Consider the following 23248-nt stretch of genomic DNA (forward strand, 5'->3'; position numbering starts at 1 on the left):
ACCCGGTGGCCTGGTCGCACCCCCGCACGGCCTCCGCGAGAGAACGACGGTCGCCCATGCCCGACACGCGCTCCTCCGACTACACCAGCCGCCTCACCCGCCTGGAGACATCCGGCATCAAGCGTTTCCTGCCCACCCAGGCCCCGTACCGCTGGAATCTCCGCCGCCTCCGTCTCGGGAGGGTACTGGACGTCGGCTGCGGCCTCGGCCGGAACCTCCTGAACTGTTCCCCGGAGAGCGTCGGGGTCGATCACAACCCGCACTCGGTGGCCACCTGCCGCGAGCGAGGACTGACCGCGTACGTCCCCGACGAGCTGGCGAAGGCCCCCGACTGCGGCCCCGGCTCGTTCGACAGCCTGCTGTGCGCGCACGTCCTGGAGCACATGGACGAGGACCTCGGCGTCAAGATCCTCGACCAGTACCTCCCCCTGGTGAAGCCGGGCGGATCGGTGGTCCTCATCACGCCGCAGGAGGCGGGCTACAAGACCGACGCCACCCACGTCCGCTTCGTCGACTTCGCCGGCCAGCGCGCGCACGCGGAGAAGGCGGGCGTGGCCATAGCCCGCACGTACTCGTTCCCCTTCCCCCGCCCGGTCGGCAAGGTCTTCCCGTACAACGAGTTCATCCTCGTCGGCACCACCCCCGCCTGACCGGCCCAGCCCCCCTCTCGGGGGGGGCTGATCCACGCCCGACTATTCACTCAGTACATATATGTGGTGCATACTGGCCGACATGAGCACCCGCCACATCCTCCTCGGCCTGCTCGCCACCGGTCCCAGCCACGGCTACGACCTCAAACGGCGGCATGACGAACGGTTCCCGCAGGCCCGGCCGCTGGCGTACGGGCAGGTGTACACGACGTTGCAGCGGCTCGTGCGGGACGGGCTCGCGGAGGTGGAGGGGACCGATTCGGACGGGGGGCCGGAGCGGACGACGTACCGGTCGACCGAGGAGGGCACCCGCGAACTCACCACGTGGGCAAGGGAGATCGCCCCACCGGCCCCCTTCGTGACGAACGAGATCTTCGCCAAGGTCGTCGTCTCGATCCTCAGCGGCGGCGACGCGGCGGGCTACCTCGCGGCCCAACGGACCGCCCACATGGCCCGGATGCGCGAACTCACCGCCGTGAAGACGGGCCCAGGCGCGGACCTCGCGACCGTCCTGTCCGCGGACTACGCCCTCAACCACCTTGACGCCGACCTCCGTTGGATGACCACCACGGGGTCCCGGCTGACCACACTCACCTCGGAGGTAGACGCCAGATGAAGGACACCGCGCTCCTGTCGGGGCTCGGACTGCACAAGACGTACGGTCCGACACCCGCCCTGCGGGACGCCTCGCTGGAGCTGGCCGCGGGAGAGATCCTCGCGGTCACGGGGGCCAGCGGAAGCGGCAAGTCGACGCTTCTGCACTGCCTTTCGGGCATCGTGCGGCCGGAGAAGGGGACGGTCCGGTACGCCGGGACCGCGCTCGACGGCGTCTCCGAGAAGCGGCTCAGCGAACTGCGGCGCAGCGACTTCGGCGTCGTCTTCCAATTCGGCCAGCTGATACCGGAGTTGACCGCGCTGGACAACGTCGCGCTGCCCCTGCTGCTGGCCGGGCGGCGCCGGGAGGACGCCTGGGACGAGGCCCGGCGGTGGCTGGAGCGGTTCGGCGTCCTCGCCCAAGAGCCCCTGCGGCCCGGCGAGATGAGCGGCGGCCAGAGCCAACGCGTCGCCCTCGCCCGCGCGTTGATCACCTCACCGCGCGTCCTGTTCGCCGACGAACCCACCGGCGCGCTCGACTCCCTCACCACCGAACAGGTCATGACCACCCTCACCCACACCGCCCGCGACACCGGCACGGCGGTCCTCCTCGTCACTCACGACGCCCAGGTCGCCGCGTACGCCGACCGCGAGGTCCGGATGGCGGACGGGGCGACCGAGCCGACGGGGGTGGCGGCGTGAGCGGTACTCACGACAACTCCGTTGCCCGCGGGGCCGGTTACGCCGGCGCCCTCGCCGTCGATCTCCGGCTCGCCTGGACCCTCCTGCGCGGTTCCGACCGCCGCGAGTGGTGGCGGATCGGGCTCACCGCGCTCGGCGCCGGTGTCGCCACTGCGCTCGGGCAGCTCGCCGCCGCGCTGTACTCGCTCCGAGGGCACCACCAAGTTCCGTACGCGGCAGGGCTGTTCGACAACCCCGGGGAACGGCGGGGCGCCGTCTTCGTCCTGGGGCTGCTCCTGATCCCCGTCCTCGCGTTCCTCGCACAGTGCGCGCGGATCGGCGCCGTGCACCGGGACCGGCGGCTCGCGGGGCTGCGGCTCGCGGGGGCCGGTACGGCGCAGGTGCGCAGGATCGCCGCGTTGGAGACGGGACCGGCGTGCCTGCTCGGGGCCGGTGTCGCCGGCGTCGTATGCGTATCCGTGCTGGCGAGTCTGTGGTCGGGGGCGACGGGGTTCACCTGGGCCGGGATGGCGCTGGTCGCCGTCGCCGTGCCGGTGCTCGGTACCGGTGCGGGGGTGTTCGCGCTGCGGCATGTCGTGGCCTCGCCGCTGGGGTGGGTGCGGCGGGTGCGGCCCGCGGGCGGGATCAGGGCGTGGGCCGTGCCGCTGGGCGCGGTGTGCGTGGTCGTCTTCATGGCCTTCACCCTCCTGACCAGGGACATCCGCGGCAGTCTGCTCCCGGTGTTCGTGGTCCTGTTCGTCGCGGCCGTCGGGCTCGGCGCCGTGGGGCTGGCCGGAACGCTGGCCCGGTTCGCGGGACGGACGCTCGCGCGCCGCGCCCGCACCGCCGCCGTCCTCATCGCGGCGGAACGCCTGCGGGACGATCCGTGGGCGGCGGCGCGTACGCATGCGGCGGTGCTGCTGACGACCGTGATCGGGACGGGGTACGTCGGGGTGCGCGCCGTCCTCGTGGACGACCTCGACGGCAGGCAGTTCGCCGAGAGCCCTGACTTCTACCTCGCGGGCCTCGACCTCACCGCCGCCGCGATCGGGCTCGGCCTCCTCATCGCCCTCTCCGGGCTGGCCGTCGGCGCCGCCGAGTCCCTCGCGAACCGGCGCCGGAGCCTCGCCGCGCAGGTCGCGGCGGGGGTGCCGCGTACGGTGCTGGCGCGGGCGCTGCTACTGGAGACGGCCCTGCCGCTGGCCCCGGCGGTGCTGTTCGCGGGCGGGGGCGGGGTGGTGATCGGCGCCTGGTACGGGGCTCTCACGAACGTCTCCGTCCCCTACGCCTCGCTGCTCGTACCTCTCGGGGTGTACGGGGCGTGTCTGCTGGCCGCGGCGACGTCGTTGCCGTTGCTGGGGCGGGCGGTACGGCCGGGGGAGCTGCGGCATACCTGAGGGGGACGTACCTGAGGGGTAGGGGTCGCACACCAGCCCCCTGCCCCGGGAGCGCGAGGGGATTCCCGGGGCAGGTATGCGAAAGCCCGGATCTCAGGCCGATATGCCGTCGATCCGGGCGAGTGCGTCGTCCGCGCCGTATGGCCGCAGGTAGGGCAGCCAGCGCGGGTCCCTATGGCCGGTCCCGATGATGCGCCAGGCCAGGCCGGTGGGTGGTGCGGGTTTGTGGCGCAGGCGCCAGCCGATCTCGGTGAGGTGCCGATCGGCCTTCGTATGGTTGCAGCGCCGGCAGGACGCCACGACGTTGTCCCACGCGTGCTGCCCCCCGCGGCTGCGCGGGATGACGTGGTCGACGCTGGTTGCGACGCCACCGCAGTACATGCACCGGCCTCCGTCACGCGCGAACAGCGCACGGCGGGTGAGGGGGACGGGACCCCGGTAAGGGACTCTGACGAATCGCTTGAGCCGGACCACGCTGGGCGCGGAGACCGTGACGGTCGCGCTGTGCAGAAAGGCGCCCGAATCCTCCAGGGAGACTGCCTTGTTCTCCAGGACGAGGACGAGCGCGCGGCGGAGCGGTACGACGCCGAGGGGCTCGTACGACGCGTTGAGGACCAGGACATGCGGCACGGATGCCTCCTTGGGCGTCGGCGGCGCGTGGCTCGCGCCGGGACGATCTGCTAGCAGTCTCTCCTCTTGCCTGGTGAACGCGCCACCATGTCCCGGTAACGGGCTGGGAGTGTTTTCGACCACATCCGATGTCTGTCCCCCGCCGGAGCCCTTCAAGCGCGGGTGAGACAGGTCTCTGTCGGCTCGTTCGGACAGAGCTCCACACAATGCCCCGTTAGTGTGGTGTGTCTGCCCGGACGGTGACCTTTTCGTGACCTCGGGCCGCCGTACTTGGAGGTATCCGCTGTGTCCCTGTCCGCCGCCCTACTGGCCGACGCGTCCCCTTCCCCGTCCCCGTCGGAGTCACCCACAGTGACCGTCCCGACGCTCCAGGACGCACAGGAGAGCGCGACCAACGCCGCGAGCTGGGTCGAGCAGAACTGGTCGACGTGGCTCGCGATCGGGCTGCGGGTGCTGCTGATCGTCGTCATCGCGGTGGTGTTGCGGAAGGTGGTCCTCCGCGCGATCACCAAACTCATAGACCGGATGAACCGCACGGTCGAATCAGTGGACGGAACGGCCCTCGGCGGCCTCCTGGCCAACGCGGAACGCCGTCACCAGCGCTCGCAGGCCATCGGTTCGGTCCTGCGCTCCGTCGCCTCCTTCATGATCCTCGGCACGGCCGCCCTGATGGTCCTCTCCACCTTCCAGATCAACCTCGCCCCCCTCCTCGCCTCCGCCGGTGTCGCGGGCGTCGCCATCGGTTTCGGCGCGCGCAACCTCGTCACCGACTTCCTCTCCGGCGTCTTCATGATCCTTGAGGACCAGTACGGCGTCGGCGACCAGATCGACGCGGGCGTCGCCACCGGCGAGGTCATCGAGGTCGGCCTCCGCGTCACCAAGCTCCGCGGCGCCGACGGCGAGATCTGGTACGTCCGCAACGGCGAGGTCAAGCGCATCGGCAACCTCTCGCAGGGCTGGGCCACGGCGGGCGTCGACGTCACGGTCAAGCCCACAGAGGATCTCGACCGCGTCAAGACGACCCTCACCGAGGTCGCCGAGCGCATGTCCAAGGAAGAGCCCTGGAACGAACTCCTCTGGAGCTCGATCGACGTAGTCGGCCTGGACTCCGTCCTCCTGGATTCCATGGTCATCCACCTCACCGCCCGCACGATGCCCGGCAAGAAGATCGCCGTCGAACGGGAGTTGCGCTGGCGCATCAAGCGCGCCTTCGACGCCGCGAACATCCAGATGGTCGGCGGGGCGGCGATCCCCCCCGAAGACCTCCCGGCCGACTCCTCCGCCACCGTCGCGGCCCCGTCCGTCTTCTCCAACTCCGACTCGCCTCAGTCGGTGGCTACTACGCCGATCGCGGGGCAGGGGCGGGCTGCGGGGAAGTAGGGAGTGGGGCTCGGTATTCCCGGAAGGACAGCGGGAGGCTTCGGAGAGCCGGAACGACTCAGCCAGCATGCCCCTCCGGGTGAGGCTCGAATGTACAGTCGATCGACATCTCGCGTACATCTCGGGGGATAAATTCAATCCACCCAGCACAGATTCCAAGGCCGCTCTGATGTCACGGCCGGGCCGGTTACGGTCCGGCCGGTCCGCACACCAAAACAGCGTGCGGACCCGTCAGCATCAGTCAGCGCCACTCGGGCGGGATGTGAGACAACTGCTCCTGAAGATCCCACCCCTCCGGTTTGCGTTCCGGGCAGTCCCATTTGGCGCCGGCCGCAACCCAGTACCCACGGGTCTGGCGAACCTTCGACAGATGGTCGTCGCCCAGTCCGGACTCAATCCCGCAGCATTCGCAGATGATGTACTCCGGCTGGCCGCGTTGGTTCCACAGTACGGTCCCATCGTCCAGACCACAGACCCGGCAAGCGGTTTCGCAGAGGCCCTCTCCATTAGTTTCCATTTAATTTACCTCGACTCCTCGCCCTCTTTCACTGAGCCAATCCTCCAGCGTAGTCCGATAGCCAATCGGATTGTTAACCGGATCGTACGGGCCCGGCTTGTACATGGTTTGAGGAACGCCGTCCTCGTTGATCCCTGTCCACGTATTTGTATTCTTGTCGTAGATGCCGACCCTTCCGGACCCTTGATCGTAGATCCGATATCCGGAAACTGGTTGCCCCTTCTTGACGACATCTCGACCGAGCGCACTGTACCGGTGGGCAAGCTCCACATATTCTGACATCGAGGTCAGCTCAGGGAATTCTGCCCTGTGTTTGTTCCAGTGGTGCGCGGCGTTCTGGACGTAATTCCGGCCCTGTCTGGGGTTCTGCGACCAAACATGCGGAACCTTCCCATCAGCCCGCATCGACTTGCCGAACGCCTCGATCGCCGAGAAGCCGTTCTTGCCCCACTTCCCGCCCGTCGCGCCCCACCCGATGACGGGAATCGCGGCGGCGCAGGAGAGGCCGGAGTTGAAGGCGTCGCCCTCGGCTCCGTACCAGAGGAGGTGGCCGCCGGTCGAGACGTAGTCCCACCAGCTGCTCTCGTCCCCGGCCGCCAGATCGGCCAACGCGTCCTCGAAGGCTTGGGCTTCCGCGACGTCCCGCCGGTACTCGGCGTTCCGCAGAGCTTCCTGGGCCTCCTGGAGGAGCTTGGTCGTGACGGCCAGGATCGCGTCGTCCGCGGCCTTGCCCGCCTCCTCGGACGACTTGTCCGCGGCGTTCGCCGAGGCGCGTGCCTCGTTCGAGGCTTGCCAGGCCGCTCCGGCGGAGCCCTGGGCGGCGGTGGCCGAAGCCGTGGCCCGGGCGGCGGAGTTGGCCGCCTGGCGGGCCGCCGCGTGGGCGTTCGCCTCGGCCGTACGGGCGGTGCGGGCGGAGGTCGCCGCCTGTGCGGCCGACTTCTCGGCGGCGGTCGCCGACGCCCGGGCCTGGGCCGCGTACTCGTCCGCCTGCTTGGCCGACGCGGACGCCTGCTGGGCGTACCCGGCCGCTTCCGAAGCCGCCTTGCGGGCCTCGGCGGCGACCTTCTGGGCGAGGGCCGCGTTCTGCTGGGCCGTCGCCGCGACCCGGGCCGCGCCGGAGATCAGCCGCTGGACGCGGGCCACATGGGTGGCCGTCAGGGAGTCGGCGCGCTGGGCGGCGTACTGGCCGACGGCGATGAACGAGTGCAGCACGTCCGGCGGCCCGGCCAGGGCGACCTTGGCGGCGGCCGACAGTTCGGCACCGCCGCTCTCCATCAACTGCACGGCTCGCACCCGCTCGTCGTCGGTGCGAGCGGTGAAGTAGCCGGTGGTGAGGAACTGGCGCATGCGGTCGGTGGAGTTGGAGTCGAGCACGGCGCGCCCGGCCTCGGTCACTCCCGGACCGGCACCGTCGACGAGCCTGGTGATCTCGATGCGGTACTCGTGGGCGGCCACCGTGTGCTGGCCCGTGGCCAGGAAGGCCCGGATCGCGGCGGCGTCGCCGTCCAGCGCGGTCTCTGCCGCGGTACGGACGGCGGCGGACTCCGCGTCGGAGGCCAACTGGAGTACCCTGCCGCGCTCGTCCTGTCCCTCGGCCCGCTTCAGGCCCGTCCGCAGATACTCGACGACCTGGCCGTCCGGGGACGCCGGCGCGACCTTGAAACCAGCCGAAGGGCCGGCGGCGAAGCAGTTGCTCACGGTGAGAATCCACTACGCGTTGACCAGGGTGCCGGTGCACGAGCGGAAGGTGTCGCCGATGACGAGCTTCGCGGTGAACGCGTACGACGACGCTGTCAGCGAGTCCCCGTCGAGTGCTGTGGCCTGGGTGCTGGTGCCGAGGGAAACCTTCTGTGATGTCCGCCGGGAAGGCGCTGGATCGACAGGACGGTCGGCGTACCGCCGACTCCCTCGCCGACACCCTTGAACTCGCCCTTGGCGACGTCGACGGTCCGGCTCTTGCCCTCGGCAGCCAACTCGGCGCGGACGGCGTGAGCCGGCCGGTGGATGAGGTGCTGAGCAGTCCCAGGGGTCGGGAAATCACGAAGAATCCCTCCGTGCAGGAAGCAATAAAGACCACGGAGGGAATGAAGGGGCTGCAAAGCGGAAGGCTCGTCGCGCATTTCGCCCTGAAGCGGGTGTACGTGATCTACCCAACGAAGAGGGTGCAAATTATTGAGCTATGTCCCATAATGTCGAAGGTATGCTTGGAGTGAGTCATGCGGTGGCTTTGATTTTGCTTTGTGTTTTGCTAGGGTCCTTCTCTCTGTAAGGGGGAGCAGCCGAGTCGGCTGCTGGTGAGGGCGGGGACCCAGGGGGAGCATTCTTTTCGTCACGCGCGGTTGCGCGTGCTTTTCCCTGCCCGCTCTCCGGTCCCGCTCCGTTGTGTGTAGTCCGCGACCCGTGGGGAACTCTTCGTGATATCCGGAACCGACCTGCCAGACATATCCACCCGTCAGGTCCAGGTCGGGACCCGTACATTCACATTCACACCACGCTGGTCGCACGGCACTGTCGCCGAACTGCTCAGGGGGCGTAACAACAGCCTGGGGCTGCTCAGGCTGGTGCTGGCCACCGCGGTGGTGGCATCCCATGCCCGGGTTCTCGGATACGGCGGGAAGGAATTCGGGCACACCTTCACGGGCGGCCAGACCGACCTGGGTAAAATGTCCGTGTACGGCTTCTTCGTCCTCTCCGGAATCCTGGTCGCGCGCAGTGGCGCCCGGCTTCCGGTCGGCCGGTTCCTGTGGCACCGCGCCCTGCGGATTCTGCCGGGATTCTGGGTGTGCCTGGCGGTGACGGTGCTCGTCGTGGCGCCGTTGCTGTACTGGAAGGTCCACTCCACCTTCGCCGGGCTGAACGGCCCCGGCGGCCTGGTCGCGCACGTGAAGGCCAACTGGCTGATCGCCACCCGGCAGTACGACATCGCGGGGCTGATGCAGCATCAGCGTGTCGCCGGTGTCACCCACAACGCCGCCTTCAACGGCTCCCTGTGGACGCTGCGTCACGAGGCCCTGTGCTACGTCGTCGTGGCCGTCCTCGCGGTCACCGGCGTCCTCACGCGCGCCCGGCGCGCCGTACTCCTGCTCACGGCCTTCCTCGGCTGGCTCGTCATCCGGCAGGCGGTCGACGAGCGGTTCTGGGCCGGCGCCTACGACGCCCGCTACTTCCACGCCGTCGACCTGCCCGGCATCGGCTTCGTCACGCCGGTCTGGATGATCTACCTGGGCTTCGCCTTCTCCCTCGGGATGCTGATCGAGCTGTACAAGGAGCGCATCCCGGTCAGTGACGTGCTCGGCGTCGTCGCCCTCGTCGTCATGCTCGGCAGCCTGCACTACGGCTACTTCTTCGTCGTCGGCGTCCCGGCGTTCGCCTACGCCCTCCTCTGGCTCGCCATCCGCCTGCCCGCGCCCTTCCGCCGCATCGGCGCCCGCAACGACTACTCCTACGGCATCTACATCTACGGCTTCCTCGTCCAGCAGACCCTCGCCGTCCTCGACGTCCCACGCTTCGGACTGCCCGTCTACTTCGCGCTGACCATGGCGCTCACCGTCGCCCTGGCCGCCGCCTCCTGGCACTTCGTCGAACAGCCCGCGCTCCGTCTGAAGGACATCGGCAGGCCGACGCCCGTCGCCCCCACCCCAGTTGCTCCCGCCCCGGCCAAGGAGAACGTCGGCGTGGGGTGACTTCGGAAGGATGCCGCCGCGTCGGGCCCAGGGGGGTACGTACGACCACCGTGGAAGGAAGGGGACAGCAATGACGTCCGCCGCTGGAAGCCGCTCCGAGACCGACTCCGAGCGGGAGACCGCCGACTCCGATGACGGTGAGTACGCCTTCGGAGAGCCCAGTCGGTCCGACGAAGACACGCTCTGCCCGTGCTGCGGCGACGAACCGAGTGGGTACTGACCCGGAGGCGTTCCGGAGGCCGGTATCGGCCTGCCTGCAATCGACGGCTCGGTACGACTCGGTACGGACAACTCGCCGTATGACGCTCCACCGGCAGACCACGTGGTCCCCGGTTTCGAGACGACGTCCGGCCGACTCCGCGGAACCGCTCAGGATCTGGTCGTCGCCGCTCTGCACCCCGGTGGTGACGAACAGCACCGCGGCACGTCAGCCCATCCCCCGCCCCGTCGAAAACGCGGCGCGGTACGCATCGCACAGCTCCCCGAACTCCCGCCTCCGCGCCTCCCCCAGCGCACGCGCCCCCTCGTCCCGGGTGTCCAGGAGATACCCGAGGGGCGCGGGGCGGAGACGGAAGCCCACCGTTTCCCAGCGGGACGTCGTGGCGGCGACCGCGCTGCACCCGTCCGCCAGTGTCCGGATCGCCTCGGTGACGAGGATCGCGCCGAGGCCGAACCCCCGCCAGGCGGGGTCGAGTCGGACGGAGTGGAGGACAAGGAGGTCGCCGTCGGTGGTGGTGATGTGGTCCTGGAACGGGGCGCGGTAGCCGCCGTGGCCCATGTCGAAGATCCCGAGGAGCGCGTCGCGGACACCGGGTTCCGTGAAGTCCTCGGGATGCCGGTCGGAGGAGTCCGCCCTCCGCGCCCGGAGCAGCTTCAGCTCCCCGATCTCCCCACCCCCCGTCCGCCCCCGGTACCGCCCGACCCGCACGGTCACCGTCCACTCGTCCACCCCACCCCGCTCCCGGCCCACCCCCCGCACCTGCCGGTACTCCAAGGTGAGCCCGCGAGGATCGGCGGGCAGGTCGGTGGCGGGGCGTCGGGTCATGACCAGGGAGCCTAGGAGCCCGCATAAGGAACCGAACACACGCTCCCCGCGTATTCATGGGCAGAAGGTTCAGACGCAGGTGGTGACACGAACCGATCAAGATCCAGTGAAGCCCGGTGCGCGGGGGGTGCCGGGGCGGTGATACTTGCGGCGCGGACGGGAGTACGGGGGAGGTCGGCAGTGGGGAATCGGCCGAAGGCGGGCGGCGTCGGCGTCAGCAGCATCGGCGGCAGCGGCAGCGTCAGCAGCAACGGCGTCAGCGGCATCGGCGGCGATGACAACAGCGTCGGCCGAAGAACGGCCTGGGCGGAGAACAGCGAACGCCTGAAGCGCGCGGCGACGACCGAGCCGGGCCGGCTGCGGATCATCGGCGCCCTCCTCGCGCTGCTCGTCGTCGCGTTCGGCGCCGTCACCGCCTGGCAGATGACGGACCGCTCGGACGCCGCCGAGGACGTTCTCCACAAGAGCCAGCCGCTGACCTCGGACGCCGCGGACATCTACCGCGCGCTCGCGGAGGCGAACACGGCCGCGTCGAGCGCGTTCCTGTCCGGCGGGCAGGAGACCCCGGAGTCGAGGAAGCGGTACGAGGAGAACATCACGGTCGCCGCCGAGAAACTCGTCACCGCGGCCAACAGCGCGGAACCGGGCTCCCCTTCGGCGAAGGCGCTCACCACCCTCAACACGGCCCTGCCCGTCTACAAGGGTCTCGTGGAGCGCGCCCGCACCTACAACCGTATGGGCTTCCCCGTCGGCGGCGCCTACCTCCGCTACGCCAACCAGAAGATGCAGGACGAGATGCTGGTGGCGGCGCAGAACCTCTACACGCAGGAGAACAACCGCCTCGACGCCGACTACGACGCCGCGAAACCCTTCCCGTGGGCGGCGATCGCCCTCGGGGCCCTCGCCCTCGCCGCCCTCGCGGCGGCGCAGGTGCGTGAATACCGGCGCACGAACCGCGTGTTGAACCACGGCCTGGTCGCGGCGGCCGGCGCCACCGCCGTCGTCCTCCTCTGGCTGGTCGTCGGACACGGCGTCGCCCGCGCGGAGTTGAACAAGTCGTACGACCACGGCGTGCGTTCGCTGAAGGTCCTGCACAACGCGCGGATCGCCGCCCTGAAGGCACGCGGCAACGAGAACCTCACGCTGGTCTCCCGGGGCGCGGAGACGGTCGACGGCAAGGACAAGTACAACGAGGCGTATCTGAAGGAGATGACGAACCTCGGTACGGGCCTGACGCTGGCGGACCGCTACGCCGACGACAGCACCGGCGAGACCCCGGTCCGCTCCGCGCGCAAGAGCATGGACGAGTGGCAGAGCCGCCACTCCGCCGCCCGCTCCCAGGACGAGAACGGCAACTACGAGCAGGCGCTGAACCTCGTCGTCGGCCCCACGAACACCACGGGCCAGTCCTTCGACGCCGTCGACAAGAGCCTCCAGACCGCCCTCGCCCATGAACAGAGCGAGTTCAAACTGGCCGCGACCGACGGGCGGGACGCCTTCACCGGGCTCCCCCTCGGCGCCGGCACCCTCGCCGTCCTCGGTGCCGCCGGTGCCGTGCTCGGCATAGGCCGCAGACTGTCGGAGTTCCGATGAGCAGGGGAGGAGCCATGCGGGTCCGGGGCAAGAGCGTCAAGGGCTGGGGCGGTGTCGGCGCGATGGCGGCCCTCGTCGGCGTCCTGGCGCTGGCCGTGGCACTGCTGCTGCCGCTGGCCAGGCAGCACCGGGACGGCACGGTCGCCCCCGGAGGCCAGGCCGCGCGGGTGACGCAGGCCGCTGCCGACGACTGCCCGTCCCCGGAGGCCCAGACGCTGCGACCCGCGACGGCCGACGGCGCCACGATCACGGCGATCAAGGCGCGCACCGGCGAGAAGCGCAAGCTGATCGTCGGCGTCGACCAGAACAGCTACCGCTGGGGCTACCGCAACCCGAACAACAAGGGCGCGGCGCTGGAGGGTTTCGACATCGACCTGGTGCACCGGATCGCCAAGGACATCCTCGGTGACGAGAACGCCGTGCAGTTCAGGGCGATCCCGACGAACGAGCGCATCCCGGCGATCCAGCGGGGCGAGGTCGACATGGTCGTCCGGACGATGACGATCACCTGCGACCGGATCGAGCAAGTCGCGTTCTCCGCGCCCTACTTCAAGACCGGCCAGCAGGTCCTGGCCCCCAAGGAGGCCCTGGAGATCACCGGGTTCGACAAGAGCCTCGCGGGCAAGAAGGTCTGCGTGGCGGCGGGTTCGACCGCCAAGACGAAGCTGGACGAGAACAACCAGGGCGCGAAACTCCTCGTCGTCCCGAACCAACTCGACTGCCTGGTACGGCTCCAGCTCGGCGAGGCGGACGCGGTGATCACGGACGGCGCCCTCGCGGCGAGCCAGGCCGCCCAGGACCCGACGGTCGAGCTGAAGGGCAAGGCGTTCACGACCGAGTTCTACGGCGTGGCGATGAAGAAGGACGCGAACGATCTGGTGAGCCGCGTCAACCAGGTGCTCTCGCAGTACCGTTCGGACGGCTGGCAGGCGGCGTACGACAAGTGGCTCTCCCCGACGATGGGTTCGAACTCGGCGCCGTACCTGCCGCCGACGCCCCGCTACCTCCGCACCAGTTAGACCACCCCGCAGACAGGGAAGATCGACCGCACGGGCATCCACAGACACGGCAAGACGCGAGCAACGACAAGAGGTGATCGATGGGCGTCGCGGGACCCCCTGGTCCGGTGATGGACCGGGACGAGGTGGACCGTGCGCTGGCGCGGCTCGGCCAGGAGCACGAGGCGATCGAGACCTCCCTGCTCGCGCTCCAGGACCACGCGGGCCGGCGCCTCCTGGAGGGCGCCGAGCTGACCGGGGTGACCCGCGAGCGCTGGGCCACGGCGGACACGGCGATATCCCTGCTGTGGACGTACTTCGACGCGTACACGGACGCCCTGCGCGCGGCCCGCGAGATCCGCTCCCGGCGCCGCTGGTCCTCCCGGGAGGACCTGGTCGAGCTGACGGAACTGCTGCGCGGCGAGCCGATCGCCGCCGCCGGCAAGGGAGTTCTGGCGGAACACTTCTCGCTGGCCGCCCTGGTGGACCGGATGAACGAGCTGTACGCCTCCTCCCTGGACATGGTCGTCGCGGCCGACGCGGTCTGGTCCGCCCTCCCCGCCCGGATCGATTTACTCGCCGCGGAGTTGCAGCGCACCCGGCGCCTCGCCCACTCGGTGGGTGTCCGCCCCGGCGAGCACCCCTCGGGCGACGACCTGGAGCGGATCACCCGCACGCTGACGGACCTGCGCGCCCAGGTCGTCTCGGACCCGCTGGCCCACTGGGTGCCCACGAAGGGCAGCTCGGCCCCGGGCGGCGGCCGTCCGGACACCACGGTGTACGACCGTGAGGCACGCGCCCTGGAGGACGTACGCCGGGAGATCGACGCGGTGCTGACGGTCCGTCAGGACGCCGAACAGCGGCTGGTGCGGCTGCGGGACGTCCTCTCGCGGGCCGACCGCACGCTCTCCGAGGCCCGGTCCGCGCGCGGCGAGGTGCTGGCGAAGATAGCGGCGACGGAGGTACCGGTGGTGAACGGCCCGCCGACGGTCCTCCAGGAGCAGCTGGCGGCGGCGGCCGAGTACCGCAGACAGGGCCTGTGGCACCGCCTCTCCCCGCTGCTGGAGTCGCTGGAGCAGAAGGCGGACGACGAACTGGAGCGCGCCCGCGAGCAGTTGGGCGCGGTGACGGCCCCGCTCGCGATCCGGGCGGAGCTGCGCGGCCGGCTCGACGCGTACAAGGCGAAGGTGGCCCGGCTCGGGCTCGCCGAGGACCCGTTCCTCGTCGAGCGGTACGACGCCGCGCGCCGCATGCTGTGGAGCGCGCCCTGTGATCTGCGGGTCGCGGAACAGGCCGTCCTGCGTTATCAGCGGATGGCCGCGGAACTGCTCGCCGGTCCCCGTGACCGGCAGCCGGGGCAGACTGGGGGGACGGCATGAGTCAGGCGGGGCAGAGCTGCCAGCGGCCGGGGTGCGAGGGTTCGTACGAGGACGTCGGCGGCGGTGAACTGTACTGCGACACCTGTGGGTTGGCGCCCGTGGTGTCGGCGACGGGGATGGTCGGCTCGCCCGCGACGAGCGGCATCTCGCCCGCGCCGTCGACGAGTTCGGGTTCCCAGAGCTCGCAGTCCTCCCGGTCCCGGCGCTCCGTGTCGGGCCGGCTGTCGCGCTCGCTGTCCGGGCGGACCGCCAACCGGTCGGTGTCGGTGCGCAGTTCGGGCGCGTCGGCGGGGTCGTCGGGCCGGTCGCGGCTCGGGGCCGGGCTGGTGGCGGTGCCGCAGGTGCCGAAGCCCGATCCGCGCGCGATGGTGCTGGACAACCCCGAGGTGCCGGAGCGCAAGAGGTTCTGCTCGCGCTCCGACTGCGGTGCCCCGGTGGGGCGTTCGCGCGGCGAGCGGACGGGGCGGACCGAGGGGTTCTGCACGAAGTGCGGGCACCCCTATTCCTTCGTGCCGAAGCTCAAGTCCGGTGACGTGGTGCACGGTCAGTACGAGGTGGCCGGCTGCCTGGCGCACGGCGGGCTGGGCTGGATCTACCTCGCGGTGGACCGGGCGGTGGCCGACCGGTGGGTCGTCCTGAAGGGTCTCCTCGACACCGGGGACCAGGACGCGATGGAGGCGGCGATCTCCGAGCGGCGGTTCCTCGCGGAGATCGAGCACGCCAACATCGTCCGTATCTACAACTTCGTCGAGCACCTCGACCAGCGCACCGGCTCCCTCGACGGGTACATCGTCATGGAGTACGTCGGCGGCAAGTCCCTGAAGGAGATAGCGAATTCGCGGCGGGCCTCGGACGGGCGGCGCGATCCGCTGCCGGTGGAGCAGGCGTGCGCGTACGGCATCGAGGCGCTGGAGGCGCTCGGGCACCTGCACAGCCGCAACCTCCTGTACTGCGATTTCAAGGTCGACAACGCGATCCAGACCGAGGACCAGCTCAAGCTGATCGACATGGGCGCGGTCCGCCGGATGGACGACGACGAGTCGGCGATCTACGGCACGGTCGGCTACCAGGCGCCGGAGGTGCCGGAGGTCGGCCCGTCGGTGGCCAGCGACCTGTACACGGTGGGCCGTACGCTCGCCGTCCTCAGCTTCGACTTCCAGGGCTACACGACCGTCTTCGCGGACTCCCTGCCCGACCCCGACCACATCGAGGTCTTCCGGACGTACGAGTCCTTCTACCGTCTCCTGGTGCGCGCCACCGACCCCGACCCGGCCCGCCGCTTCGCCTCCGCGCAGGAGATGGCCGAGCAGCTGACGGGCGTCCTGCGCGAGGTCGTCTCCCTCCAGACGGGCCGCGCCCGCCCCGCCCTCTCCACCCTCTTCGGCCCCGAGATCCGCGTCACCGACACCGAACTCTTCCCCCAACTGGACGGCGAGGTCTCGCGGTCGGGGGCGCGTACGGTGAAGGCGGGCCGTTTCACACGGCTGCTGACGCCGAAGTCGGTGGCCGTGACGGCGAGTTCGGCATCCGTCGCGGCCAAGTCGCCGTCGACTGTCGGCCTGTTGGCGCCCGGCATCGGGCACGCGACGGCCCCGGTCGCCCCCGCCCTCCCCAGCACCCCCCTCCACGCCCCCGCGCCCCTCTCCAGCGACCCCACCCGCGCGGTCGGCAGCCGAGCGGCGAGCACCGCCAACTCCCCGGCCCCGCCCGCCCCTTACCCGAGCGCCGTCTCCGCCCCCATCCCCCTCACCTCCCCCCACCCCTACTCCACCCCCCTGGTCAAACCGGCCGACGCCCCCGTCGCCTCCCTCGCCCTGCCCACCCCGCTGGTCGACCCCGCCGACCCCAACGCCGGTTTCCTCGCGGGGCTTTCCGCGACGGCGTCCGGCGAGCTGCTGGTCGCGCTGGAGGCCGTACCGAGCCCCTCGGTGGAGACGCAACTGCGGCAGGTGCGCGCCCGGTTGGAGACCGGCGACCGGGAACTGGCGTCGACCTCCCTGCGGGAGCTGGAGGGTGAGCGGGGGGACGACTGGCGGGTCGTCTGGTACCGGGGCCTCGTCTCCCTCGTCACCGGTGACCACGAGAGCGCGGCGCTGGCCTTCGACGCGATCTACGACGCCTTCCCCGGCGAACCCGCGCCGAAGCTCGCGCTCGGCCTGTGCGCGGAGGTGCTGGGCCAGCTGGACAACGCGGCCGAGTACTACCGGCTGGTGTGGACGACGGACCCGAGCTATGTGAGCGCGGCGTTCGGCCTGGCCCGCGTCCAGCTCGCGACGGGCGACCGGGCCGGCGCCGTCCGCACCCTGGAGTCCGTGCCGGAGTCCTCGATCCACTACACGGCGGCGCGGGTCGCGGCCGTGCGGGCGAGGCTGAGACAGCGGACGGCCGGTGCGGCGGACGTACCCTTCCAGGAGGACCTCACCGCCGCGGCGGCGCAGGTCGAGGCGCTGGACGCGTACGGTCTGGACCCGAAGCGGCGGGAGCGGCTGTCGGCCGAAGTCCTCGGCAGCGCCCTCGACTGGGTACTCTCCGGGGGCCGGGGCAGCGACCCGGCGCCCGCGCGGACGCTGCTCGGCAGCGACCTCGACGAGCGGGGCCTGCGCTTCGGCCTGGAGCGCTCGTACCGCGCGCTGGCCCGGCTGGCCACCGCCGGTGAGGAGAGGATCGACCTGGTGGAACGTGCCAACCGTTACCGCCCCCGGACATGGGTGTAGTTGATGTCGCAAATGCCCCCGTCGCACGTGCCCCCGCCGCAAGTGCCTCCGTCGCAAGTGCCCCCGCCGCACACGCCCCCGCAGGCCGCACCGCCGACATGCCCGAGCTGCGCGGAGCCCCTGGAGCCGGGCGACCGCTACTGCGGCGCCTGCGGGTACGACCTGTCGGCCGTGCCCCCGCGCCCGGACGACCAGCCGACGCTGACCCTCAACGGGTCGGCGCAGGCGGGCGTGCGCTTCGACCGCCCCGCCTCCCCCGAGCCCGAGGAGTACCCGCTCCAGGCCCCGGACCCGAGAGCGGCGGCCGAGGCCGCGGCCCAGCCGGTCTGTGTCGCCTGCCGGGCCGGCCGGGTGGACCGCGACGGCTACTGCGAGCACTGCGGGCACGCCCAGCCGCGTGAACGCGACCACATGGAACGGGAGTTCGGCCCGCTGGCGGCCGTCAGCGACCGGGGTCTGCGCCACCACCGCAACGAGGACTCGTTCGCGGTCGGTACGGCGGCCCTGCCGGACGGCGCCCGCGCGAGCGTCGCGATCGTGTGCGACGGCGTCTCCTCGGCGACCCGTCCGGACGAAGCCTCCGAGGCCGCCGCCCGCGCCGCGCACGACGCGGTCCTCGCCGCGCTCCCGCAGGGCACGCACCCGCAGCAGGCGCTGCACGACGGGATCGTCGCCGCCGCGCGCGCCGTGAACGCGCTGGCCGACGAGCCGGGCGGGGCCCGCGAGCACTCCCCGCACCAGAACGCCCCGGCCTGCACGATCGTCGGGACGGTCGTGACGAGCGGGCTGCTGGTGGTCGGCTGGGTCGGCGACAGCCGCGCCTACTGGGTCCCGGCCGACCGCTCGACACCGGCCGCCCGGCTCACCGAGGACGACTCGTGGGCCGCGCAGATGGTCTCCGCCGGCCTGATGAACGAGGCCGAGGCGTACGCCGACGAGCGGGCCCACGCGATCACCGGCTGGCTCGGCGCCGACGCGTACGAACTGGAGCCGCACACCGCGTCGTTCAAGCCGGACCGGCCGGGTGTGGTCATCGTGTGCACGGACGGGCTGTGGAACTACGCGGAGGCCGCCGAGGAGTTGGCGCGGGTGCTGCCGCCCGACGCGGCGCTGCGTCCGCTGCACAGCGCCCGGGTGCTGGTGGGGCACGCGCTGGACGGCGGGGGCCACGACAACGTAACAGTGGCCGTCGTACCGTTCCCCGCACCGGCGGCGGGGGCAGGATCGCTCTGAGGCGGGTACCCGGTGGGGGCCGGGTCCGTCTCGGTCATGTGCTGGGCTCACAGGGGGAATTGACCGAAATGGCTAACTTCTTCAAGTCGAACGTGCCGCAGTTCGCGGTGGACGTCTACCAGAACGAGTACCTGCCCGAGGGCGGGCGCGAGGTGAACGCGATCGTCACGGTCACCTCGACCGGCGGCGGCACCGTCGGCAGCGCGGTCACCTCGCCGCACCAGTACTCGGCGGCGAACGGGCCGTCCGCCGCCGTCGCGATCATGGTCGACTGCTCGGGGTCGATGGACTACCCGCCGGCGAAGATGCGCGGCGCCCGGGAGGCGACGGGCGCGGCGATCGACGCCGTGCGCGACGGCGTGCACTTCGCGGTGATCGCCGGAACGCACGTCGCGAAAGAGGTGTACCCCGGCGCCGGACGGCTCGCCGTCGCCGACGCGACCACCCGGGAGCAGGCGAAGCAGGCGCTGCGGGGGCTCAGCGCCGGGGGCGGGACGGCGATCGGGACCTGGCTGCGGCTCGCGGAGCGGCTGCTGTCCTCGGCGGACGTCGCGATCCGGCACGGCATCGTGCTGACCGACGGGCGCAACGAGCACGAGGAGCCCGAGGCGCTGAAGGCGACGCTGGAGCACTGCGCGGGCCGGTTCACGTGTGACGCCCGGGGCGTCGGCACCGACTGGGAAGTGAAAGAAGTCACAGGGATCGCCTCCGCGCTGCTCGGCAGCGTCGACATCGTCGCCGATCCGGCCGGGCTCGCCGCCGACTTCACCGGGATGATGGAGAAGGCGATGGGCAAGGAGGTCGCGGACGTCGCGCTGCGGCTGTGGACGCCGGTCGGCACGACCGTGAAGTTCGTCAAGCAAGTCGCGCCGACCGTCGCGGAGTTGACCTTGCGTCGGACCGAGTCCGGTCCCCGGTCCGGGGATTACCCGACCGGGTCGTGGGGGGACGAGTCCCGCGACTACCACGTCTGCGTCGAGGTGCCGAGTGCCGGACTCGGGCAGGAGATGCTCGCGGCGCGGGTCTCCCTCGTCGTCCCGCAGCCGGACGGCTCGGCCCAAAGCCTCGGCGCGCAGGGGCTGGTGAGGGCGGTGTGGACCGACGACATGGCGGCCTCCACCTCCATCAACCCCCAGGTCGCCCACTACACCGGACAGGCCGAACTGGCTCAAGTCATCCAACAAGGGCTGGACTTGCGCAAAGCGGGCGATATGGATGGAGCAACGGCCAAACTGGGCCGGGCCGTCCAGCTCGCGAGTGTCTCGGGGAACGCGGATACTGCGAAACTGCTTGCGAAGGTGGTGGACGTGGTCGATGCCACGACAGGTACTGTGCGGTTGAAGGCGAAGGTCGCGGAGGCGGACGAGATGACTCTCGAAACGCGGTCCACAAAGACTGTTCGTGTAAAGAAGTGACGTAGAGCGACTTACCGGGACACGTAAGGAAAGGGGGACGCGCCGACATGCCGACCTGCCCGAACGGACACCAGTCGGGTTCCGACGACTGGTGCGAGGTCTGCGGTCACCGCATGGCCGGTGCCGTACCTCCTCCCCCGCCCCCGCCCCCTCCGACCAGCGGTTACGGCTTCCCGCCGCCCCCCGGTCGCCCCGGCGGCGAACCCGAGCTCTGCCCGCAGTGCCGCACGCCCCGCGAAGGCGGCGCGCCGTTCTGCGAGGAGTGCCGGTGGAACTTCCTGACGAACACGGCCACGTCGTACACCCCCACCGCCCCCCGACCGTCGAACCAGACGGGCGGAGGGTTCGGCGGGGGCTTCGGCGGACCCGGAGGATCTAGCGGCCCCGGCGGCCCCGGCGGCCCCGATGCGCCTGGCGGTCCCGGAGGCCCCGGGGGCTTCGGCGGGTCCGGCGCTCCGGGGGGCTTCGGTGCTCCCGGTGGGGCCGGCGGCTTCGGCGAGCAGGGCGGACGCGGGGGTTCCGGCGGTCCCGGTGGCTTCGGTGACCAGGGCGGACGCGGAGGCTTCGGCGGACCCGGCGGTTCAGGTGGCCCCGGCGGTCCCGGTGCGCCCGGTGGTCCGGGCGGTCCTGGCGGCCAAGGCGCAGGCGGTGCGGCCGGCGCGTTCGGGGACTCCGGACGACGGGGTGGTGCCGGTGACTTCGGCGGTCCCGGCGGCTCCGGCGGGCCGGGCGGCCCCGGTGCGGGGCGCGGCTTCGGCGGGTCCGAGGGGCCCGGCGGACAGGGCGGCGGCTACAGCGGCCCCCCGACGACCGGCGGACCGGGGAACTTCGGCGGCCAGGGTGGTCCCGGCGGCCCGGGCGGACCCGGCACGTCCGGCGGCCCCGAAGGCCCCGGCGGTGCCCGCTACCCCTCCCCGCCCTCCTTCGGCAACAGCGACCCCTTCGACTACCAGGGCTCCAGCCCGTCCCGCGTGAACCGTCCCGCCGAACCGATTCCCTTCGGCGGCGAGCCCTCGGGCACCCCCGGCGCACCGCCCTTCGGCGGCCGTCCGGGCGGTCCCCCGCCGACGTCGGGCGGCGGCTTCGGCCGCGACGCCGGTACGCCGCCGGCGAGCCCGGCGCCGGGCGGTCCCGGTGGGTTCGGCGGTCGTGAGGGTTCCGGCCCTGGTGCGGTCGGCTTCGGCGGGCCCGAGGGTGCCGGTGGGTTCGGCGGGCGTGAGGCGTCCGGCCCGGGCGGGCCCGGTGGGCCGTTCGGCGGCCGTGAGGGTGCCGGCGGTGACTTCGGCGGGCGCGGCGGCGGTTCCGGCGCCCCGGCCGGCCTCTTCGGCGGACGGGACACGACGAGCCCGGGGGCGGGCGGGTTCGGCGGACGTGAAGGGGGTCCGGGGGCGACCTCGGGCGGACCCTTCGGCGGACCCGGCGGCCCTGGCGGACAGGGCGGCCCCAATGGTCCCGGTGGTCCGGGTGGACCCGGCGGGCAGGGCGGTCCCGGCTTCGGCGACCCCTCCCGCCCCGGTGCCCCCGGCGCACCCAACTCCCCCCAGGGCTTCCAGCAGGCCGGCGCCACCGCCCCGCCCCGCTTCCCTCAGGGCAACCAGCCCGGCACCCCGCCGGGCAGCGCCCCCGCGTTCGGCGGCGCCGAGGACGACTGGGTGATCTCCCCGCCCACCTCCGGCGCACCCGCCGGCGGCTACGGCTATCCCCAGCAGTCCGGCGGCACCTGGACGGCGACGGTCGGCCCCGACCGCGAGTACTTCATGGCGATGATGCAGCGCTCGGGCCCCGAGGCGACCGGCCTCAACCTCCCGGCCTACTCCCCCGAGCAGCAGCGCACCCTCACCGGCAACCAGGTCACCATCGGCCGCCGCCGCCACTCCACCGGCGAGACCCCCGACATCGACCTCTCGGTCCCCCCTGAGGACCCCGGCGTCTCCCACCAGCACGCCGTCCTCGTCCAGCAACCCGACGGCACCTGGGCCGTCGTCGACCAGAACTCCACCAACGGCACCACGGTCAACAACGGCGAGGAACCCATCCAGCCCTTCGTCCCGATCCCCTTGCAGAACGGCGACAAGGTCCACGTGGGCGCCTGGACGACGATCACGATCAGACGCGGCTGAGACTCCGCACGACCAACACACAGCAACAAGAACGGGGCAGGCGGCTGAGACCAGGCGCCGGCCCCGTTCGTCTTTCCAGGGGCGCGGGGAACTGCGCATCAGGGGCGCGCGGAACTGCGCATCCTTTCGGGGGCGCGGGGAACTGCGCATTGGGGGCGCGGGGAACGGCGCATCTTTCAGGGGCGCGGGGAACTGCGCGAACGGCCACAACGGAGCCGCACCCGCCACACAACCACCCCCGGCAGACGATCAGGCGCTCACCGCAACCCCCACACATACGCCCCCTCCGGCGAATCCAGCCAGGCCCACACCCTCCCCTCCCCCACACTCACCCCGAACCTCTCCCTCCCCGGCCTCCCTTCCCGCTCCCACACCTCCCCCGCCTCCTCGACCCCCAGCACCCCCTGACTCAACGAGACCAGAAACCGCACCCCGTCCTCCTCCCCGCGTCCCTCCCCCCGCCCCTCCCACGGAGTGTTCCGCCCCCGCAACGGCACGAAATAGGCCGGCGTACGCAGAAACCTCCCCTCGGCCCACCCCTCCCCCACCACCCGCAACAACACCAGCCCCGTGGCGACCGGCACCAACACCCTCCCCCCGACCCGGCACTGCCGCACCCAGGCCTCAGGCACGCTCCCCACCCCACACGTCGCGACGACACGATCGTAAGGAGCCCCCTCCGGCACCCCCCGAGCCCCGTCCCCCACCACCACCCGCGGCCGAAACCCCGCCCCCGCGAGATGCCGCCGCGCGGACTCGACGATCTCCGGTTCGAGATCGACGCTCACGACCCCCCGATCCCCCAGCCGATACGCGAGCAGCCCCGCGTTGTACCCGCTCCCGGCCCCGATCTCCAGCACCCGCTCCCCCTCCCGCACCCCCAGCGCCCCCAGCATGAGCGCCATCAGGGACGGCTGACTGCTGGACGAGACCAGTTCCCCGTCCCGCACCCGAATCGCGAGCGGCACATCCTCGTACACCCCCCGAGCCCACCGCTCCCGCACCGCGGGATCAGGATCTTCCGCCCACAACCGCCGATACCCACCCGCCCCGGCGACGTAGTAGTACGGCACGAACAGATGCCGAGGCACAGCCAGAAACGCCTCCCGCCAGCCCGCCGCCCCCGCGAACCCCCCACGCTCCTCAATGACCCGCACCAGCTCCCGGACACCCATGCCCCCACTGTGCCCCCGAAGCGGCCCCCCGGCGAGCAGGACAG

General features: G+C 71.5%; 18 protein-coding genes. 14 read left to right on the forward strand and 4 right to left on the reverse strand.

All coding sequences use genetic code 11. The features are described 5' to 3' along the window. Nucleotides 1-56: 56 nt before the first annotated feature. The 4 genes from ABZX85_RS11365 (at nt 57) to ABZX85_RS11380 (ending at nt 3322) form a co-directional block, all read left to right on the forward strand. The gene (locus tag ABZX85_RS11365; protein WP_355865126.1) at nt 57-650 is read left to right on the forward strand and encodes a class I SAM-dependent methyltransferase; all 594 of its coding nucleotides are present in this window, start codon (nt 57-59) and stop codon (nt 648-650) included. A gap of 82 nt (nt 651-732) precedes the next feature. Further along, nucleotides 733-1266 carry a PadR family transcriptional regulator gene (locus ABZX85_RS11370; RefSeq protein ID WP_355865129.1) on the forward strand — a complete coding sequence of 178 codons (534 nt, stop codon included), beginning with the start codon at nt 733-735 and terminating at the stop codon, nt 1264-1266. Next, the gene (locus tag ABZX85_RS11375; RefSeq protein WP_355865132.1) at nt 1263-1946 is read left to right on the forward strand and encodes an ABC transporter ATP-binding protein; all 684 of its coding nucleotides are present in this window, start codon (nt 1263-1265) and stop codon (nt 1944-1946) included. Before ABZX85_RS11370 ends, ABZX85_RS11375 begins: the two co-directional genes overlap by 4 nt. Beyond that, the gene (locus tag ABZX85_RS11380; RefSeq protein ID WP_355865135.1) at nt 1943-3322 is read left to right on the forward strand and encodes an ABC transporter permease; all 1380 of its coding nucleotides are present in this window, start codon (nt 1943-1945) and stop codon (nt 3320-3322) included. The genes ABZX85_RS11375 and ABZX85_RS11380 overlap by 4 nt, the downstream gene beginning before the upstream one ends. A 93-nt stretch (nt 3323-3415) precedes the next feature. Here ABZX85_RS11380 and ABZX85_RS11385 read toward each other — a convergent pair whose 3' ends face one another. After that, nucleotides 3416-3952 carry an HNH endonuclease gene (locus tag ABZX85_RS11385; protein ID WP_355865138.1) on the reverse strand — a complete coding sequence of 179 codons (537 nt, stop codon included), beginning with the start codon at nt 3950-3952 and terminating at the stop codon, nt 3416-3418. Between the two features lie 285 nt (nt 3953-4237). Here ABZX85_RS11385 and ABZX85_RS11390 point away from each other — a divergent pair, with 285 nt between their 5' ends. Continuing rightward, the gene (locus ABZX85_RS11390; protein ID WP_355865141.1) at nt 4238-5332 is read left to right on the forward strand and encodes a mechanosensitive ion channel family protein; all 1095 of its coding nucleotides are present in this window, start codon (nt 4238-4240) and stop codon (nt 5330-5332) included. A 517-nt stretch (nt 5333-5849) separates the two neighbouring features. On the opposite strand, the gene ABZX85_RS11395 is transcribed toward ABZX85_RS11390, so the two are convergent. Continuing rightward, nucleotides 5850-7547: a hypothetical protein gene (locus ABZX85_RS11395; RefSeq protein ID WP_355865143.1), complete on the reverse strand. Its 1698-nt coding sequence runs from the start codon at nt 7545-7547 to the stop codon at nt 5850-5852. Nucleotides 7548-7702: 155 nt separating this feature from the next. On the opposite strand from ABZX85_RS11395, the gene ABZX85_RS11400 reads away from it, so the two are divergent. Then, the gene (locus ABZX85_RS11400) at nt 7703-8062 is read left to right on the forward strand and encodes a hypothetical protein (protein ID WP_355865146.1); all 360 of its coding nucleotides are present in this window, start codon (nt 7703-7705) and stop codon (nt 8060-8062) included. 201 nt (nt 8063-8263) lie between these two features. Beyond that, nucleotides 8264-9532 carry an acyltransferase gene (locus ABZX85_RS11405; RefSeq protein ID WP_355865149.1) on the forward strand — a complete coding sequence of 423 codons (1269 nt, stop codon included), beginning with the start codon at nt 8264-8266 and terminating at the stop codon, nt 9530-9532. 427 nt (nt 9533-9959) lie between these two features. Here the strand turns inward: ABZX85_RS11405 and ABZX85_RS11410 are convergent, their stop codons facing one another. Next, nucleotides 9960-10577, reverse strand: coding sequence for a hypothetical protein (locus ABZX85_RS11410; RefSeq protein WP_355865152.1), 618 nt, complete (start codon nt 10575-10577; stop codon nt 9960-9962). A gap of 264 nt (nt 10578-10841) precedes the next feature. Here ABZX85_RS11410 and ABZX85_RS11415 point away from each other — a divergent pair, with 264 nt between their 5' ends. From ABZX85_RS11415 to ABZX85_RS11445, 7 genes are all read left to right on the forward strand, one after another. Next, nucleotides 10842-12170: a hypothetical protein gene (locus ABZX85_RS11415; protein ID WP_355865445.1), complete on the forward strand. Its 1329-nt coding sequence runs from the start codon at nt 10842-10844 to the stop codon at nt 12168-12170. Next, nucleotides 12167-13189, forward strand: coding sequence for a glutamate ABC transporter substrate-binding protein (locus ABZX85_RS11420; protein ID WP_355865155.1), 1023 nt, complete (start codon nt 12167-12169; stop codon nt 13187-13189). The genes ABZX85_RS11415 and ABZX85_RS11420 overlap by 4 nt, the downstream gene beginning before the upstream one ends. An 80-nt stretch (nt 13190-13269) precedes the next feature. Further along, entirely contained in the window at nt 13270-14547 is a 1278-nt protein-coding gene (locus ABZX85_RS11425; RefSeq protein ID WP_355865158.1) for a hypothetical protein, read from the forward strand. Further along, nucleotides 14544-17261, forward strand: a complete 2718-nt coding sequence (locus tag ABZX85_RS11430) for a tetratricopeptide repeat protein (protein WP_355865161.1) — start codon at nt 14544-14546, stop codon at nt 17259-17261. Before ABZX85_RS11425 ends, ABZX85_RS11430 begins: the two co-directional genes overlap by 4 nt. 57 nt (nt 17262-17318) lie before the next feature. Further along, the gene (locus ABZX85_RS11435) at nt 17319-18494 is read left to right on the forward strand and encodes a PP2C family serine/threonine-protein phosphatase (RefSeq protein WP_355865164.1); all 1176 of its coding nucleotides are present in this window, start codon (nt 17319-17321) and stop codon (nt 18492-18494) included. Between the two features lie 68 nt (nt 18495-18562). Beyond that, a complete protein-coding gene (locus ABZX85_RS11440) occupies nt 18563-19909 on the forward strand; it encodes a VWA domain-containing protein (protein WP_355865167.1) in 1347 nt (448 codons plus the stop codon). Between the two features lie 47 nt (nt 19910-19956). Continuing rightward, nucleotides 19957-22029, forward strand: a complete 2073-nt coding sequence (locus ABZX85_RS11445) for an FHA domain-containing protein (RefSeq protein ID WP_355865170.1) — start codon at nt 19957-19959, stop codon at nt 22027-22029. 257 nt (nt 22030-22286) lie between these two features. On the opposite strand, the gene ABZX85_RS11450 is transcribed toward ABZX85_RS11445, so the two are convergent. After that, a complete protein-coding gene (locus tag ABZX85_RS11450; RefSeq protein ID WP_355865173.1) occupies nt 22287-23204 on the reverse strand; it encodes a methyltransferase domain-containing protein in 918 nt (305 codons plus the stop codon). Between the last annotated feature and the right edge of the window lie 44 nt (nt 23205-23248).

It is taken from the genome of Streptomyces sp. NPDC004539, from assembly GCF_040610055.1.
Classification (GTDB): Bacteria; Actinomycetota; Actinomycetes; order Streptomycetales; family Streptomycetaceae; genus Streptomyces.